Below are 16,034 nucleotides of genomic sequence, written 5' to 3' on the forward strand. Positions count from 1 at the left end.
ATTGCCTTTTTTAGCCGATTTTAGAAAATTATCAACACTTTGTAGGTTGAATAGTATTTTTAAAAGTAGACAACCAGATGGTTGCCTACTAACTGTAAATTATTGGTTGTATAAGTTTCTGACATTGATATATTTCCCCCCTGCCGCTTTGTACAGCCGGTTCATGATGGCTGCGCCGACGCCTTCTGTTGAAGTGGTGGTCGCCAAAATGATGGTCGCATCGGTTTTATCGCATGCGCGGAGTGAATCATAAAGTTTGGCAGCCATTTGCTGTTGATCTTCTTCCTCGCCAAAAGGGAAAAAATAATCCGCCGAAGCTGCCGCACAATGGGACGGCGCGAGAAGGGCCACTTTATGCCCTTTTTTCTTCAGCTCCTCAATGGCTTGTTCAATTTTTTTGCAGTCGTTTTCTATCAAATAGACAGGCGCTTCCGGTGCATAATGGGTATATTTCATCCCAGGGGCTTTCGGTGCGGATTCCAGCTGCTGCTCTTTCGGAGTCGGTTCTATCACTTCCCCGATTTCCGCTTCCAGCATTTCCTTTGTGACACCGCCCGGACGCAAAATCACCGGGGGATTCACCGTCACATCCAATACGGTGGATTCAATGCCAATCCCCGTCGTACCGCCATCCAAAATTAAAGGAATACGGCCCTGCAAGTCTTCATATACGTGCTCAGCCTTTGTCGGACTTGGCTTTCCGCTGCGGTTGGCACTGGGAGCCGCCAGTGGTTTTTTCAAAGTTCTGAGGAGTCCGAGGGCCACTTCATGATCGGGCATGCGAATCCCGACCGTGGATAAACCCGCTGTCACGTTCTTTGCAAGCACGCCCGGTTTCGCTTTCAGTATGAGCGTCAACGGGCCTGGCCAAAAGCGTTCCATCAATTTCTTCGCCTTTTCCGAAATTTCTTCCACATACGCCGAAACTTCTTCAATCGTTCCAATATGTACAATAAGGGGATTATCGGAAGGACGTCCTTTCGCTTCAAAAATTTTCTTCACAGCCTCTTCATTGGTTGCCACCGCCCCAAGACCATATACCGTTTCAGTCGGAAAGGCAACCACTTCCCCCTGATTCAATAAATCCACAGCTTGTGAATAAATATTTTCTTTATCCACTTCTTTATCCACAATAAGTTGGACTGTTTCCATGTATGTCATCTCCTGAAAAAACTGAATTTCTGAAATTTTATCCACATTTTGTGGATAATTTTGTGTAAAATGTGTATAACTTTTCTGAAAATAGTGGAAAACTTGTCGAAATTTCTCGAATGGGTACCCATTGCTGTGAATAACCTTCCAGCGGTGATCATATTTCTCCTCGTCAATGCTTTTATGCAAACCATTTCTTCAGCCATTCCCAAACAAGGAACCGGACCTCTTTTTCCTCTTCTTTTTCCGCTTCTTCTTTTTCCTGGTCGCTCGGACGTTCGCACAAATTGGAGAAAATGCTGCACCAGAAGTTGTCCCCACGGCCTGCGCCAATCGTCAACACCAGCGAATCATAATAGGCTTGTGGATAAAATGCATGTCCATCCCATTTGGGTGGTATTAAATGTTCGCCCCTGTTGATTTTCACATCCACCTCTGAATAATGTTGCACAATATAAGTGGCCAACTTCGCGAAAGCTTCATCATTATCCAATTGATGCATTTCATTGTACTGGATTTCTGAGAAAATCGGCTCGAGGCTTGCGACCATTTCATTTTTCAACGCCTGATCCGCCTTTGTGTTGCTGTTGGCAATCACGCGGATTTTCAATGAATCATCTATCATATTTTCACGAGCTTCATAGAATTGATCCACCAAATCCGGAACCATTAATAGAAAACAATAGACCGCAAGACTTGACGCAATCAATTTTAATATGCTGATGATCGGATGAATTCGGTCATTATCTTTTCTGATAATCTCGTAATCATTTAACATTGTATTTTCCCTCCCTGCCATCATCATGGACAGGGAGGGAGATTTTTATACATCGATTATACAAAAAACAAATCTATTTTTTCCGTTAATATCTTTGACAATTTCGATTTCGGCTTGTGGAAAACTGGCTTGGAAGAGTTTTGCCACCGCTTCCCCTTGCTGGTATCCGATTTCAACACCAATCAAGGCCGGTTGATTTAATAGATTGGGCAAAGATTCCGCCAATCTTCTGTAACATTGCAACCCGTCTTCTTCCGCAAAGAGGGCGAGATGGGGTTCATGTTCCAACACCACATCCGACATTTCTTCCCGTTCATGATAGGCGATGTATGGAGGATTGGATAAAATGACATCCCATTTTTCTCCTGCGATCGGCTCCGTCAAATCACCGAGGCGGAAATCGATATCCGCCTGCAAATGTGCCGCGTTCCGTTTGGCCGTTTCAAGGGCCGCCTCCGAAATATCCGTTGCCGTGACTTTGGCATGGGGCCATTCCAGTTTCATCGTAATCGCGATGATGCCGCTGCCTGTGCCGATGTCCGCAAGTTTCAGCTCCACGTTTTCCCCGAACAGTTTTTTCATCCTAGCGATGGCGCCAACGATCAATTCTTCCGTTTCCGGCCGCGGAATAAGGACGGATTCATCCACATGAAAAGTTCTTCCATAAAATTCTTCCGTTCCGGTGATATATTGAACGGGTTTTCCTTTTGCGTGCTGTTCCACCATTTCCCGAAATTCATTCCATTTTTGCTCCGGCATTTCTTCATGAATGCGCATGGTGATGCCTGTGTAGTCCGTTCCGTATAGGTGCTGCATCAAAATTCTTCCCGCATTGGCGTCACGGCCATGTTCCGTTAAAAAAGAAGAAGCCCAATGGAGGGCCTCAAAGACAGTATTATGCTTCTTCATTTAATCTCGCCAATTTGGAAGCTTGATCTTCCATGATGAGCGCGTCGATGATTTCATCAAGCTTTCCTTCCATGATTTGGTCCAATTTTTGAATCGTTAAGCCGATTCGATGGTCAGTGACGCGGTTTTGCGGATAGTTGTAAGTGCGGATGCGTTCTGAACGGTCCCCTGTACCAACGGCGGATTTTCTTGCTGCATCCAATTCTTTTTGTTTTTCCCGGTTGTAGAAGTCCGCCACACGGGCACGAAGGACTCTCATGGCTTTTTCGCGGTTTTTGATTTGGGAGCGTTCATCCTGCATGGATACGACAATCCCTGTTGGAATGTGGGTCATGCGGACAGCCGACATCGTTGTATTGACGTGTTGCCCACCTGCTCCGGATGCGGCGAATGTATCAACGCGGATATCTTTTTCATTGATTTCGATTTCCACATCTTCCACTTCCGGCAGAACGGCCACCGTCGCAGTGGATGTGTGGATGCGCCCTTGGGATTCCGTTTGCGGCACCCGTTGCACGCGATGGGCACCGTTTTCGAATTTGAATTTGGAATAGGCGCCATTTCCGTTGATCATGAAGATGATTTCTTTATATCCACCGCTTGAGCTTGGGGAAGCTTCCAACACTTCCACTTTCCAGCCTTGGGATTCGGCATAGCGCGTGTACATGCGGAAAAGATCTCCGGCGAAGATGTTTGCTTCATCCCCTCCCGCAGCTCCGCGAATTTCCATGATGACGTTTTTGTCATCGTTCGGGTCTTTCGGAAGAAGGAGGATTTTTAATCGTTGTTCCAGCTCTTGGATTTTATTTTTCAATGTATTGAATTCTTCTTTGACCAGTTCATGCATTTCCGGATCGAGCTTTTCTTCCAGCATTTGTTTGGCATCTTCAAGCTCTTCTTTAGTTTTTTTGTATTCCCGATAGACTTCCACTGTTTCCTGGATATCCGCCTGTTCTTTTGAATATTGGCGGAGCTTTTTTGCATCGTTTACGACCTCGGGATCGCTGAGCAATTCGTTTAAACGTTCGTAGCGATCTTCTACTGCTTGCAGTTTATCAAACATGTAGTTCACCTCGTTTGTAGTTCGATTAATATGAAAAGGCCTTCGCTTCGTAATTTCTTTGACTTTATTAGTATAAAGAAAATGCATAGGTTGTGCTACTGGTTGATTAAGTTTCGGCTTGGGCCAAAGTTGCCTCTGTATTGGGCGGATACATTCTCATTTAGTGCGGATATAGCCACATTTAGTTCGTTTGGTTCTACTTTTGGTGCGGATGCGGCCTCATTTGGTGCGTTTGTTTCCTCGTTTCGTGCGGATGCCGCCTCATTTGGTGCGTTTGTTTCCCCGTTTCGTGCGGATGCCGCCTCATTTGGTGCGTTTGTTTCCTCGTTTCGTGAGGATGCCGCCTCATTTGGTGCGTTTGTTTCCTCGTTTCGTGCGGATGCCGCCTCATTTGGTGCGTTTGTTTCCTCGTTTCGTGCGGATGCCGCCTCATTTGGTGCGTTTGTTTCCTCGTTTCGTGCGGATGCCGCCTCATTTGGTGCGTTTGTTTCCTCGTTTCGTGCGGATGCCGCCTCATTTGGTGCGTTTGTTTCCTCGTTTCGTGCGGATGCCGCCATATTTAGTGTGTTTACTTACCCGTTTGGTGCGGATATGGCCTCATTTAGTGCGTTTACTTCCTCATTTGGTGTAGATCCCGCCTCATTTTATAATCTTCAAGCACTCACAACGGCGGATTCGCATGGCATTTACGGCAAACGGGATAATATGTATCGTTTCCGCCAATTTGGATTTGTTCGCCGGTATAAACCGGTTTGCCACTTTCATCAATCCGCAAGTTCATCGTCGCTTTTTTATGGCAGAACCAGCAGATCGTTTTCATTTCCTCGATTTTATCCGAATAAAGGAGCATGTATTTGCTGCCTTCAAACAATTCGTTGCGAAAGTCGTTTTTTAATCCGAAGCCCATCACCGGGATGTCCAATACGTCCACAATTTTTGTCAATTGGAGCACATGATGTTTCTTCAAAAATTGCACTTCATCCACAAGGACACAATACAATTTTTCAGGATAATTTTTCACGATTTCAAACATGTCGGTATCATCAAAAACGGGGATGGCTTTTCGTCGCATGCCGATGCGGCTTGACACGTATCCGACTTCATCCCGATTGTCGATGCCGGAAGTGAACATTAGCACCGGCTTGTCCTGTTCTTCATAATTATGTGCAACTTTCAAAATTTCAAAGGATTTTCCGCTGTTCATTGCCCCGTATTTAAAAAATAATTGAGCCATCGTTCTCCCTCTTTTTTATCCCAGATGTTTTGAAGATAATGGAAATCTCTATTTGACTTAAAAAAATGCCTGCCAGATTTTTTGGCAGGCATTTTAAACTTCTTATTTGAGACCGTATTTTTTGTTGAAACGATCCACACGACCAGCAGCAGTCGCGAATTTTTGACGTCCAGTGTAGAATGGGTGACATTCGTTGCAAACCTCAACGCGAATGTCTTTTTTCACTGAACCTGTTTGGAATGTGTTACCGCAAGAGCATGTAACTGTTGCAGTGTGGTATTCTGGATGAATTCCTTGTTTCATATTCGTTTACCTCCCGCCCTGAACCATTTTTTCTGGAACAGAGTTATTTAATCGTACTGTGCCTTACATAACCCGAATATGCCAGTTACATATGCACACGTCACATACTGAATCATCATAACATACAATTTTTAAACATTCAAGTTAAAGTATAATGCAAATCAAATCATAAATCAAATCATTGAACCGTTAAAGCAACCCTTTGCCTTTCACTTTTTTCATTTCTTCATTTAAAATCTCGAAAAATTCTTCGTTGGATTCCGTTGAGCGGAGTTTTTTCAAGAAACGTTCCGTAAAGTCCGGCGCGTCGGTGAAAGTTTTCCGGATCGCCCAAAGCTTATCCAATTGTTCTTGCGGAATGAGCAGTTCTTCTTTGCGCGTGCCGGATCGGCGAATATCCAATGCCGGGAAGATGCGGCGTTCTGCCAGGTTGCGGTCCAAATGCAATTCCATATTCCCCGTCCCTTTGAACTCTTCATAAATGACCTCATCCATTCGGGAACCGGTATCGATTAGCGCTGTGGCCAAAATCGTCAAACTGCCGCCCTCTTCAATGTTACGGGCGGAACCGAAGAACCGTTTTGGACGGTGGAACGCTGCCGGGTCAATCCCGCCGGATAACGTTCTTCCGCTTGGCGGAATCACCAAGTTATAAGCCCGGGCAAGTCTTGTAATGGAGTCCATCAAAATGATAACATCCCGTTTATGCTCCACAAGGCGGCGGGCACGTTCCAATACCAATTCGGCCACCTTGACGTGATTTTCCGGCACTTCATCGAATGTCGAACTTACCACATCCGCTTTCACGGAACGTTCAATGTCCGTCACTTCTTCCGGACGTTCGTCAATCAACAGCACAATGAGTTCCGCCTGCGGATGGTTGGTTGTGATGGCGTTGGCAATTTCTTTTAATAACGTCGTTTTACCCGCTTTTGGCGGCGCCACAATTAAACCGCGTTGTCCAAATCCAATCGGTGCCACCAAATCTATGATTCTTGTCGATAACTTATCAGGTGTCGTCTCAAGCTTGATTTGTCGATTCGGATAGAGTGGAGTTAAAGCTGGGAAGTGAACGCGTTCTTTTGCGATTTCCGGATCTTCTCCGTTGACTGCGTCGACTTGAAGCAATCCGTAATATCGTTCATTTTCTTTAGGCGGGCGTACTTTACCGGAAACTTTATCACCATTTCGAAGGTCAAAACGGCGAATTTGTGAAGCAGAGATGTAAATGTCTTCTTTGGAAGGCGAATAGTTGATCGGTCGAAGGAATCCGAATCCTTCCGAATTGACGATTTCCAGTATCCCTTCCATAAAGAAGTACCCTTCCAATTCTGAACGGGATTTCAGTATGGCAAAGATCAATTCTTTCTTTGTTAATTTACTGTAATAGGAAATCTTATACTCTCGTGCGAGATTATATAACTCCTTCAGTGTCATGTTTTCTAATTGAGCAATCGTGAGAGACATAGCATTACTCCAGTCTTTTTATTATTTTGTCTATACGTTTTGGAAAATGATTGGTTGGAATGATTTGAAGGGTGAAAGAGATGCCTGACATATATTTAATATACTATCAGACATCTCCGGATGAGAAGCATTATTCTTTTACGTAATTCGGTTTTTTAATCATATTGTGGCGGCCTTCAATGAAGCGGACTGTGCCAGTTTTGGCACGCATGACAAGAGAGTTTGTCAGGCAGTATTCTCCTTTGTATTGAACACCTTTTAACAACTCGCTGTCCGTTACTGCTGTTGCAGCAAAAATCGCATCGTCCCCTTTGACGAGGTCATCTAAATACAATACTTTCGAAACATCGAGACCCATGCTGATGCAGCGTTTCAATTCTTCGTCGTTTTGAGGGACAAGTCTTCCTTGGAAATCTCCACCCAAACATTTCAATGCGGCAGCGGCAAGGACGCCTTCCGGAGCTCCACCGGTACCGAACATGATGTCGATTCCCGTTTCATCGAATGCTGTGCTGATGGCGGCACTCACATCTCCATCCTGGATGAATTTGATGCGGGCCCCGGCAGCACGAATTTCGTCAATGATATGTTGGTGGCGTGGCCGGTCAAGGATGATGGCCACAACGTCCGAAACGGATTTATTTTTTGCTTCCGCCACCGCTTTCAAATTTTCAGTGACGGAGGCGTTGATATCAATTTTCCCTTTGCTTTCAGGACCAACCGCAATTTTTTCCATGTACATATCCGGTGCATGCAATAAATTTCCGCGGTCTGCGATGGCAACTACCGTAATGGCCCCATTGCCGCCTTTTGCGACAATGTTTGTTCCTTCCAGCGGGTCGACGGCGATATCCACTTCAGGACCGCCGTTGCGAAGGCCCAGTTCCTCGCCAATATACAACATTGGCGCCTCATCCATTTCACCTTCGCCGATTACCACTCTGCCGTGCATTGGGATTGTATCAAATAAAGCTCTCATGGCTGAAGTCGCTGCTTGGTCGGCTTCGTTTTTCAAACCGCGTCCCATCCATTTGGCGGATGCAATTGCCGCTGCTTCTGTGACGCGTACGATTTCCATTGTTAAACTACGTTCCATTATAACTGGTTCCTCCTACTACAATAACCGTGACTTTCGTTTCCAAATGCTATTGTATCATATAATTCGATTTTACTCAGCTCTTTCCACCGTACTTACGGTGATCGATTCTTTGCGTATATCCGCTCCGAGACTGCGCAATTTTTCTACAAAGTGGCTGTAGCCTCTTTCAATATGATAAATATCGTGAATTTCCGTTTCCCCTTCAGCCAAAAGACCTGCCAGCACCAATGCGGCACCTGCCCGAAGATCGGTTGCCGTCACTTTGGAGCCATGCAATTTTGTAGGCCCTTGAATGATGGCCGTATTGCCTTCCACTCTTGCATTGGCATTCATGCGTCTTAATTCGTCAATATGTTTAAAGCGAGATGTATAGATGGTTTCCGTAATTTTTGAGGCACCAATGGCTTGTGTCATCAATACGGAGAGGGGTTGTTGAACATCAGTGGGGAACCCTGGATAAACAAGGGTTTTCACGTCAACCGCTTGCAAAAGGTCCGTTTTCGGAATGAAGATGCTCTCTTCGCCTTCTTCCACTTTGACGCCCATTTCACGCAATTTTGCAGTGACAGCTTCCAAATGGAGCGGGATGATGTTGTCAATCGTCACGCCATCTCCCAAAGCCGCTGCGTAAATCATAAAAGTGGCCGCTTCGATTCGGTCCGGGATGATCACATGATTCGTTCCATGAAGTTCGTCGACCCCTTCGATCCGGATGACGCTTGTTCCGGCCCCTTTAATGTTCGCCCCCATGTTTGTAAGCAGTGTGGCAACGTCGATGATTTCCGGTTCTTTCGCGGCGTTTTCGATGATGGTTCTCCCTTTGGCGCGAACAGCCGCAAGCATAATGTTGATTGTTGCCCCCACGCTTGCAACATCCAGATAGATTTTGGCACCGGTCAATTCTTCCGCTCTCAAATAAATAGCGCCGTGCTCATTGGTCACTTTCGCCCCTAAAGCTTCAAAGCCTTTGATATGCTGGTCGATTGGGCGCGGTCCCAGGAAACATCCGCCCGGAAGTCCAATGACCGCCCTTTTGAACCGTCCAAGCATTGCACCCATGAGGTAATAGGAGGCACGAAGTTTTTTCACATTGCCGTTTGGTAATGGAATCGGCGTCATATTTGTGGGATCGATCGTCATTTGTCCATTTTGGAAAACGACTTCTCCGCCTATTTCCTCCAGTAATGCTTTCAACGTAAAAGCGTCCGAAATTTCGGGGATCCCGCCGATCGTCACCGGCGAGTTGGCAAGGATGGATGCGGGTATTAACGCAACGGCACTATTTTTAGCTCCACTGACTTTAACTGTTCCTTTTAATCGATTTCCGCCAATAATTTTATAAACATCCATACGCGTTCTCCCTCGTGATTGGAAAGTTTCCTTTATTATGGTCTTTTTTCCACTTAAATACGCATTAGAAAAACAAATTCATTAACTATAGTTTATTTCTGTCCCGCAAAAGTTGATAGCAATTTCATCTTATCTTTATTCTTTTCTGTTCTTTCGGGAAACTAAACAAGGTACCTGTATTTTTATTGTTGATTGCGTTTTTCCCAGTCGGCCAAAAATGTTTCGATTCCTTTGTCCGTCAATGGGTGGTTGAACATTTGCTTGAGCACTTTAAACGGAACTGTGGCAATGTCCGCACCCGCCAATGCGACATCGATGACATGCTGCGGATGACGGATGGATGCCGCAATGATTTCGGTTTCAATTTGATGGATGTCAAAGATTTCCGCAATTTGCGCAATCAATTCCACACCGTTTTGTCCGATGTCATCCAACCTTCCAACGAAAGGAGAAACGTACGTAGCGCCTGCACGGGCTGCCAAAAGCGCCTGGTTTGCGCTGAAAATTAATGTGACATTGGTTTTGATCCCTTTTTCAGAGAAATATTTGCATGCTTTTAATCCTTCCGGCGTCATTGGCAGTTTGATTGTGATATTTGGTGCGATTTTTGCCAATTCAAGCCCTTCCTTGATCATTCCTTCAGCATCCAATGAAATGACTTCTCCGCTGACGGATCCGTCGACAAGTTCCGCAATTTCGCGAAGACGATCATGGAAAGAAATCCCTTCTTCTTTTGCCACCAATGAAGGATTCGTCGTCACGCCTGAAAGAATCCCCCATGAGTATGCTTCTTTGATTTCATCGAAGTTCGCTGTATCGATAAAAAATTTCATATTAGCACTCCCCTGTTTCATTAAAAATGAAGAGAAGGTCGCCATCCGACACTTCTCCTTGTACCATTTTCGAAGTGAACTTTTTTATTGTTAAAGACTATACTAGACACTTCTTGGTAAAAAATAAACAATCATTTCGAACTATTTTTATGCCATCATTCGAAATCTTTTTTGCTGTCGTGGTACTGTTAAAAGGAAGCATATTATTTTCGTTTGACTTGGAAGCGCAAAATTTTTCGGATACCGATTATTCAAACGCTTTATTGGAGCTTCCGAATTCGCGGATTTTGCCGATCACTGTTTCTTTGATGGCTTCGCGGGCAGGTCCCAAGTATTTGCGTGGGTCGTAAAGTTTCGGATCTTTTTCAAGAATTTCACGAACCACTTTTGTTGCGGCAATTTGGTTTTCTGTGTTTACGTTGATTTTGGCTGTTCCTAATGAAATGGCGCGTTGAATGTCTTTTGTTGGGATACCTGTTCCGCCGTGAAGAACAAGTGGAAGGTTTGTCAAGTTAGAGATTTCTTCCATTTCTTTGAAGCCTAGTTTTGGTTCCCCTTTGTATGGTCCGTGTACAGATCCTAATGCCGGAGCCAAGCAGTCAATGCCAGTGAGTTCAGTAAGTTGTTTACATTCTTGCGGATCCGCGTAAATGATACCGCTGCCCACCACATCGTCCTCTTGTCCGCCTACCGTACCAAGTTCCGCTTCGACAGAAACGCCTTTCGCATGGGCATATTCAACAACTTTTTTTGTAATTTCTACGTTTTCTTCAAATGGTTTGTGGGATGCATCGATCATGACGGAAGTGAAACCTGCGTCAACAGCTTCTTTACATTTTTCGAAGCTGGAACCGTGGTCTAAGTGGATGGCAACAGGAACCGTAATGTTGTAGCTTTCCATTAAGCCTTTCACCATGTGGACAACAGCGATGAAACCGCCCATATATTTTCCAGCGCCTTCGGAAACGCCAAGAATGACAGGAGATTTTTCTTCTTCAGCCGCTTGCAAAATGGCTTGAGTAAATTCTAGGTTGTTAATATTAAATTGACCAACCGCATATTTTCCTTCTTTCGCTTTAATCAACATTTCTTTCATTGATACTAATGGCATTATACAAATCCTCCTCAGGATGGTTAATTTAATAACTTTTTCCGTAATAATAGTACCAAATTCAAGATATGCCCACAAGTATGGAGAGAATGTTGGCTTCCCGGTTATCCGGAATTGGCGGATGCAGCCGTTTTTGCATGATTGGACACTTTTTTATGGATAGGAACGGTGTATTCTTGGGGATAAAAAGGATGCTTCTTGGGGAGGATGCAATACCTTCTAGCGTGGATGAGGCTTCTGCTTGCACGGATGAATTTTCTGCTTGCCCGGATGACTTTTCCTCTTGAGCGGATGAAAATTCCTCTTGCTCGGATGACACTCTCGCTTGCTCGGATGTCTCCTCTCTTGCTCGGATAACACTCTCTCTTGCACGGATGACTTTTCCTCTTGAGCGGATGAAAATTCCTCTTGCTCGGATATGACTCCCGTTTGCTTGGATGACGCCCTCTCTTGCTCGGATAAACTCTCTGCTTGCTCGGATACGACCCCCGTTTGCTCGGATGGCACTCCTCCTTGCCTGGATGACGCCCTCGCTTGATTGGATTACTCCTCCACTTGCACAGATTACCACCACTCTTGCACAAATGGCACTCCACTAACTAGAAGACCACCCCTCTTGCCCAAAAGAACTTGCCTTTTAAAGCGGCCACATCAAAAAAAAATGACCGCCCCATCTAAATTGGAACGGTATTTTATTCAGATAAAACTTTCCCTTTTTGCAAAGCATTGATGACGGCATCTTTTAACTCAAACACATTAAAAGGTTTCGTAAAATAAGAATCTGCTTTATATCCATTTTCTCCATCCAACATCTCCGCATCTTCGTAGGCCGTCATGATAAACACCGGCATATCAGGATATAGCGCTTTCATTTCACCCAATATTTCACTTCCGTCCATCCCCGGCAAATTCATATCAAGCAGTACACAATCCATTTTCTGTTCTTCCAATAATTGAAGCGCTTCCCGTCCGTTCGCTGCCAGAAAAGTTTCCATTCCCTCCTTCGTGAAGATTTCATCAAGCAACATACGGATTCCTTTTTGGTCATCCACTATTAGTATTTTTTTCACAATCTTTTCCCCTTAATGTAAGACAATTTTTCTCTGCATCAATCCAATTCCCTTATTTTTATTATAATAAACCTGTTTTTTGCAATGCATCAAAAAAATGGACAACCTAACCATGTCCTTTTGCAATTCAAAATACCGGCATTTATAATTGGGTTGAGGTGGAAATATGTCAAAAATACTAGCTACTCAATTAAACGGGTTATATCAAAAAATTGTGCAAAATGAAGAGGATTCGATTGAACAAACGGCAAGGCTCCTGGCACAAGCGAGCGTCGGGGAAGGAAACGTTTATTTCGCTTGCTTTGATGAACTGCAGGCGATCGAACTCTACGCTTTAAACAGTGAAAAACAGCCATTTAGTAAGCTTTCCAAATGGACGCCCGATGTTGAAATCCAGGAAGCGGATCGGGTGTTAATCTTCGCGAAAAGCGCCCAACATCCGGAAGCATTGCAACTGGCGAAAAAATTATATGACGAATTTATTCCTTTTGCCGTTGTGGCAGGCGAAGCGGCAAGTGATGATAATGAGATGAGCAATCTTGCTTATACTTATATATCCACGCATGTCCGGGGCGGATTAATCCCCCATCCGACGAAATTGGGCGAACGGGTCGTTGTTCCCCATCTGCACGCTGCCCTCTTTGTTTATGAAGCCATCAAGCTGGTTTACGATGAAATTTTGGAAGATGAAATGTAATATTGGACGTTTCTATTTGAAGAGCGAACGGATGAAACTTCGCTCTTTTTTTATGTCAAAGGCCGAACTCAGGACCATTTTCGTTCCCCCCAACGACATTTTTCACAGATTGGCCACCATCCTTTCCCTTCCCCACGAAAGCCGATTTTGCGCGGTGGCCATTTTATTCTCCAGCCAAATTCAACTCCATCCTTTGAACCGTTTAAATCCTTATCCCATCCATGACAAAAAAGTCCGGGCTGCCTGAAAAGTTTTCCTTTCCAGACAGTCCGGACTTGTTACATTCCCGGGAATTATTGGTTTTTACGATATTTAAACGCTGTTCCGATGAATTCGCGGAATAACGGTTGTGGACGTTGCGGACGGGATACGAATTCAGGATGGAATTGGCATCCGATGAAGAATTTTTTCTCCGGCAATTCGATGATTTCCACTAAACGGTTGTCAGGGCTTGTCCCTGAGAACACAAGTCCTTCCGCTTCCATCGCTTCACGGAATTCATTGTTGAATTCATAGCGGTGGCGATGGCGTTCATAAACCAATTCGTTTTGATATGCTTGCTCAGCGCGGGATCCTTCCAACAATTTGCATGGATATAAACCTAAACGCAATGTGCCGCCCAAATCCATGTTTTCTTTTTGGTCTGGCAGTAAATCGATAATTGGGTATGGTGTGTCTTTATCGATTTCTGTTGTATGCGCACCTTGTAAACCAAGCACGTCGCGGGCAAATTCGATCGCCATCAACTGCATGCCCAAGCAGATTCCAAGGAATGGCACATCGTTTTCGCGGGCATATTTGATTGCGGTAATTTTCCCTTCCGTACCGCGGTTTCCGAATCCGCCAGGCACCAAAATGCCGTCCGCATCTTTCAATTTTTCATGCACATTTTCTTCCGTAATTTCTTCCGCGTTGATCCAGTCGATGCAAATATCGGAATCATATACATATCCTGCATGTTTCAACGCTTCGACAACGGAAATATACGCATCTTGCAATTCCACATATTTTCCGACAAGGGCGATGCGTGTTTTATGTTTCAAGTTTTTCACTTTATGCACAAGCTCTTGCCAATCGGACATATCCGCTTCAGGCGCTTCGATTCCGAAATACTCGAGCACGATATCATCAAAATCTTGCGCATGCAAATTCAATGGCACTTCGTATAAATGTTCCACATCACGTGATTCGATGATGTTGCGGGGAGAAACGTCGCAGAATAGCGCCAATTTTTCTTTCATGTCATCGGCGACCGGCAATTCCGTACGCACAACGATAATGTTTGGCTGAATGCCCAAAGAGCGCAATTCTTTAACGGAATGTTGCGTCGGTTTTGTTTTTAATTCTCCTGCCGCACGAATGTATGGGATCAACGTACAATGGATGTACATCACGTTATTCGGACCCAAATCGGATTTCATTTGGCGGATCGCTTCAAGGAATGGAAGTCCTTCAATATCCCCCACTGTTCCGCCGACTTCCGTAATGACGATATCCGCATTCGTTTCTCTTCCGGCCCGTTGGATGCGTTCTTTGATTTCATTTGTCACATGCGGAATGACTTGAACCGTTTTTCCGTTGTAGTCGCCGCGGCGTTCTTTCGCAAGGACTGTTTGATAAATTTTTCCGGAAGTGACTGTTGAATGTTTTCCCAAATTGATATCGATGAAACGTTCATAGTGGCCCAAGTCCAAGTCCGCTTCGGCACCGTCATCCGTTACGAACACTTCCCCATGTTGGTATGGGCTCATTGTACCTGGATCTATGTTCAAATATGGATCGAATTTTTGAATCGTCACCTGCAATCCGCGGTTTTTCAATAAACGGCCAAGGGATGCTGCAACAATACCTTTTCCTAAGGACGAAACTACTCCACCCGTTACAAAAATATACTTTGTCATTTGTATAATTCCTCCTCAAACTATTTCCACATTTTATCGAATGAAGAAGCCTATTTGAATCATTGCCGCATGTCCATTCAAAACATGTTTCCATTGATCGGCGCTTTTTTCTTCATGATTTCCGTGCCTACAAGCACCATTCCCAAAAGAAAAAAGGATAAACCTATAGAACGAAAGTACTTATGGCTTGTATTATGCCCTTTCTTGTTTGAAACATTGTGCAATGAAAATAAGCTTCCTGATGGGTTAAAAAATAAAAAACGCTCCTCCTGCCTATTCGCAGGGGGAGCGTGAATCAATCACGTTCATTCTCCTTTTTGAAGGAGCCCAAATAAAAGATTATACGGAAGTAATCCATAAGTCAAGTGGTTTATAGAAAAACCATAAAAATTACATATTCTCAGAAAATTATTACTCTTCCTCTTCTTCCGTTTCGACTTCCGCGTCGATTTCTTCATCGTCCATCAAGAATTCTTCATCTTCTTCGAGAAGGTCATCATCGACTTCCGAAATCTCATCAGTTAGTTCCGCATCGATATCGCCCAAATCCTCTTCGAACTCGTCCACAAGTTCATCATCGAAGTCAAGATCTTCGTCTTCTTCATCCAGGAACTCTTCAAGTTCTTCTTCAAATACAAGATCTTCTTCATCGATGATTTCCTCTTCATCATCAAAGTAAGCAAGTCTCGCTCTGCGTCTGCGGGTTTTAATCGTAGGAGCTGTTTCTTCCTCGACTGTTTCGATTTTATACCATTCGCGGAGCCCCCACATGTTTTCGTGGTTCAGGAGGAAACGGCCATCCACATTCAAATCCGTGAAGAATTGCACCAATACTTGTTTTACTTCTTCATCAGAAAGGCCTTTTAATTGCTTGATTTCTTCCAATAAATCGAAAAATGGAACGGCTGTCTTTTTCTCTTCCAAAATTGCATAAGCTAAGTCAATCAACGATTCTTCCGTCATTTGCTCTTTTGTCAATTCACGAATCTTCAACTCGTGCACGCCCTTTCTTTACATACATTACACATGTTATCCATTATATACATATAATTGTATACTATGCTAGA

17 protein-coding genes are annotated in these 16,034 nt (G+C 44.3%); 1 reads left to right on the top strand and 16 read right to left on the bottom strand.

Annotated features, from left to right (window positions below; genetic code table 11):
* Nucleotides 1-99: 99 nt before the first annotated feature.
* The 14 genes from ACFPOH_RS08230 to ACFPOH_RS08295 form a co-directional block, all read right to left on the bottom strand.
* Nucleotides 100-1,152 (bottom strand): L-threonylcarbamoyladenylate synthase, encoded by a 1,053-nt coding sequence (locus tag ACFPOH_RS08230; protein WP_390309377.1) that lies wholly within the window; start codon nt 1,150-1,152, stop codon nt 100-102.
* 181 nt (nt 1,153-1,333) lie between these two features.
* Nucleotides 1,334-1,930 carry a stage II sporulation protein R gene (locus ACFPOH_RS08235; RefSeq protein WP_390309378.1) on the bottom strand — a complete coding sequence of 199 codons (597 nt, stop codon included), beginning with the start codon at nt 1,928-1,930 and terminating at the stop codon, nt 1,334-1,336.
* A gap of 45 nt (nt 1,931-1,975) precedes the next feature.
* Nucleotides 1,976-2,839, bottom strand: a complete 864-nt coding sequence (gene prmC / locus ACFPOH_RS08240; RefSeq protein WP_342470328.1) for a peptide chain release factor N(5)-glutamine methyltransferase — start codon at nt 2,837-2,839, stop codon at nt 1,976-1,978.
* Nucleotides 2,826-3,902 (bottom strand): peptide chain release factor 1, encoded by a 1,077-nt coding sequence (gene prfA, locus ACFPOH_RS08245; protein ID WP_342470329.1) that lies wholly within the window; start codon nt 3,900-3,902, stop codon nt 2,826-2,828. Before prfA ends, prmC begins: the two co-directional genes overlap by 14 nt.
* A gap of 95 nt (nt 3,903-3,997) precedes the next feature.
* Complete coding sequence (locus ACFPOH_RS08250; protein WP_390309380.1) at nt 3,998-4,459, bottom strand: hypothetical protein; 462 nt, start codon at nt 4,457-4,459, stop codon at nt 3,998-4,000.
* 104 nt (nt 4,460-4,563) lie between these two features.
* A complete protein-coding gene (locus ACFPOH_RS08255; protein WP_390309382.1) occupies nt 4,564-5,136 on the bottom strand; it encodes a thymidine kinase in 573 nt (190 codons plus the stop codon).
* Nucleotides 5,137-5,238: 102 nt separating this feature from the next.
* Entirely contained in the window at nt 5,239-5,439 is a 201-nt protein-coding gene (rpmE, locus tag ACFPOH_RS08260; RefSeq protein WP_208651628.1) for a 50S ribosomal protein L31, read from the bottom strand.
* 189 nt (nt 5,440-5,628) lie between these two features.
* Nucleotides 5,629-6,906: a transcription termination factor Rho gene (gene rho / locus ACFPOH_RS08265; RefSeq protein WP_342470332.1), complete on the bottom strand. Its 1,278-nt coding sequence runs from the start codon at nt 6,904-6,906 to the stop codon at nt 5,629-5,631.
* Nucleotides 6,907-7,036: 130 nt separating this feature from the next.
* On the bottom strand, nt 7,037-8,002 hold the full coding sequence (gene glpX / locus ACFPOH_RS08270) for a class II fructose-bisphosphatase (protein ID WP_342470333.1): 966 nt from the start codon (nt 8,000-8,002) through the stop codon (nt 7,037-7,039).
* Between the two features lie 72 nt (nt 8,003-8,074).
* The gene (locus tag ACFPOH_RS08275; RefSeq protein ID WP_342470334.1) at nt 8,075-9,355 is read right to left on the bottom strand and encodes a UDP-N-acetylglucosamine 1-carboxyvinyltransferase; all 1,281 of its coding nucleotides are present in this window, start codon (nt 9,353-9,355) and stop codon (nt 8,075-8,077) included.
* Nucleotides 9,356-9,537: 182 nt separating this feature from the next.
* Nucleotides 9,538-10,188, bottom strand: coding sequence for a fructose-6-phosphate aldolase (gene fsa / locus ACFPOH_RS08280; protein WP_342470335.1), 651 nt, complete (start codon nt 10,186-10,188; stop codon nt 9,538-9,540).
* Nucleotides 10,189-10,435: 247 nt separating this feature from the next.
* Complete coding sequence (locus ACFPOH_RS08285) at nt 10,436-11,299, bottom strand: class II fructose-bisphosphate aldolase (protein WP_342470336.1); 864 nt, start codon at nt 11,297-11,299, stop codon at nt 10,436-10,438.
* A 61-nt stretch (nt 11,300-11,360) separates the two neighbouring features.
* The gene (locus ACFPOH_RS08290) at nt 11,361-11,870 is read right to left on the bottom strand and encodes a hypothetical protein (RefSeq protein ID WP_390309384.1); all 510 of its coding nucleotides are present in this window, start codon (nt 11,868-11,870) and stop codon (nt 11,361-11,363) included.
* 121 nt (nt 11,871-11,991) lie between these two features.
* Complete coding sequence (locus ACFPOH_RS08295) at nt 11,992-12,369, bottom strand: response regulator (RefSeq protein ID WP_390309385.1); 378 nt, start codon at nt 12,367-12,369, stop codon at nt 11,992-11,994.
* A gap of 166 nt (nt 12,370-12,535) precedes the next feature.
* On the opposite strand from ACFPOH_RS08295, the gene ACFPOH_RS08300 reads away from it, so the two are divergent.
* Nucleotides 12,536-13,066: a DUF2529 family protein gene (locus ACFPOH_RS08300; protein ID WP_342470339.1), complete on the top strand. Its 531-nt coding sequence runs from the start codon at nt 12,536-12,538 to the stop codon at nt 13,064-13,066.
* Nucleotides 13,067-13,359: 293 nt separating this feature from the next.
* On the opposite strand, the gene ACFPOH_RS08305 is transcribed toward ACFPOH_RS08300, so the two are convergent.
* Together ACFPOH_RS08305 and rpoE are read right to left on the bottom strand one after the other, a co-directional pair.
* Complete coding sequence (locus tag ACFPOH_RS08305) at nt 13,360-14,967, bottom strand: CTP synthase (protein ID WP_342470340.1); 1,608 nt, start codon at nt 14,965-14,967, stop codon at nt 13,360-13,362.
* A 411-nt stretch (nt 14,968-15,378) separates the two neighbouring features.
* Nucleotides 15,379-15,969 carry a DNA-directed RNA polymerase subunit delta gene (gene rpoE, locus ACFPOH_RS08310; RefSeq protein WP_390309386.1) on the bottom strand — a complete coding sequence of 197 codons (591 nt, stop codon included), beginning with the start codon at nt 15,967-15,969 and terminating at the stop codon, nt 15,379-15,381.
* Nucleotides 15,970-16,034 lie beyond the last annotated feature (65 nt).

This window comes from Ureibacillus suwonensis (assembly GCF_042655065.1).
In the GTDB taxonomy this organism is placed as follows: Bacteria; Bacillota; Bacilli; order Bacillales_A; family Planococcaceae; genus Ureibacillus; species Ureibacillus suwonensis.

What these genes read in the sequence shown, in the direction of transcription:
- ACFPOH_RS08235 (WP_390309378.1), bottom strand. Translation starts at nt 1,930, where the DNA reads ATGTTAAATGATTACGAGATTATCAGAAAAGATAATGACCGAATTCAT.
- ACFPOH_RS08255 (WP_390309382.1), bottom strand. Translation starts at nt 5,136, where the DNA reads ATGGCTCAATTATTTTTTAAATACGGGGCAATGAACAGCGGAAAATCC.
- ACFPOH_RS08230 (WP_390309377.1), bottom strand. Translation starts at nt 1,152, where the DNA reads ATGGAAACAGTCCAACTTATTGTGGATAAAGAAGTGGATAAAGAAAAT.
- rpmE (WP_208651628.1), bottom strand. Translation starts at nt 5,439, where the DNA reads ATGAAACAAGGAATTCATCCAGAATACCACACTGCAACAGTTACATGC.
- prmC (WP_342470328.1), bottom strand. Translation starts at nt 2,839, where the DNA reads ATGAAGAAGCATAATACTGTCTTTGAGGCCCTCCATTGGGCTTCTTCT.
- ACFPOH_RS08300 (WP_342470339.1), top strand. Translation starts at nt 12,536, where the DNA reads ATGTCAAAAATACTAGCTACTCAATTAAACGGGTTATATCAAAAAATT.
- ACFPOH_RS08285 (WP_342470336.1), bottom strand. Translation starts at nt 11,299, where the DNA reads ATGCCATTAGTATCAATGAAAGAAATGTTGATTAAAGCGAAAGAAGGA.
- glpX (WP_342470333.1), bottom strand. Translation starts at nt 8,002, where the DNA reads ATGGAACGTAGTTTAACAATGGAAATCGTACGCGTCACAGAAGCAGCG.
- ACFPOH_RS08250 (WP_390309380.1), bottom strand. Translation starts at nt 4,459, where the DNA reads ATGGCGGCATCCGCACGAAACGAGGAAACAAACGCACCAAATGAGGCG.
- rho (WP_342470332.1), bottom strand. Translation starts at nt 6,906, where the DNA reads ATGTCTCTCACGATTGCTCAATTAGAAAACATGACACTGAAGGAGTTA.
- prfA (WP_342470329.1), bottom strand. Translation starts at nt 3,902, where the DNA reads ATGTTTGATAAACTGCAAGCAGTAGAAGATCGCTACGAACGTTTAAAC.
- fsa (WP_342470335.1), bottom strand. Translation starts at nt 10,188, where the DNA reads ATGAAATTTTTTATCGATACAGCGAACTTCGATGAAATCAAAGAAGCA.
- ACFPOH_RS08305 (WP_342470340.1), bottom strand. Translation starts at nt 14,967, where the DNA reads ATGACAAAGTATATTTTTGTAACGGGTGGAGTAGTTTCGTCCTTAGGA.
- ACFPOH_RS08275 (WP_342470334.1), bottom strand. Translation starts at nt 9,355, where the DNA reads ATGGATGTTTATAAAATTATTGGCGGAAATCGATTAAAAGGAACAGTT.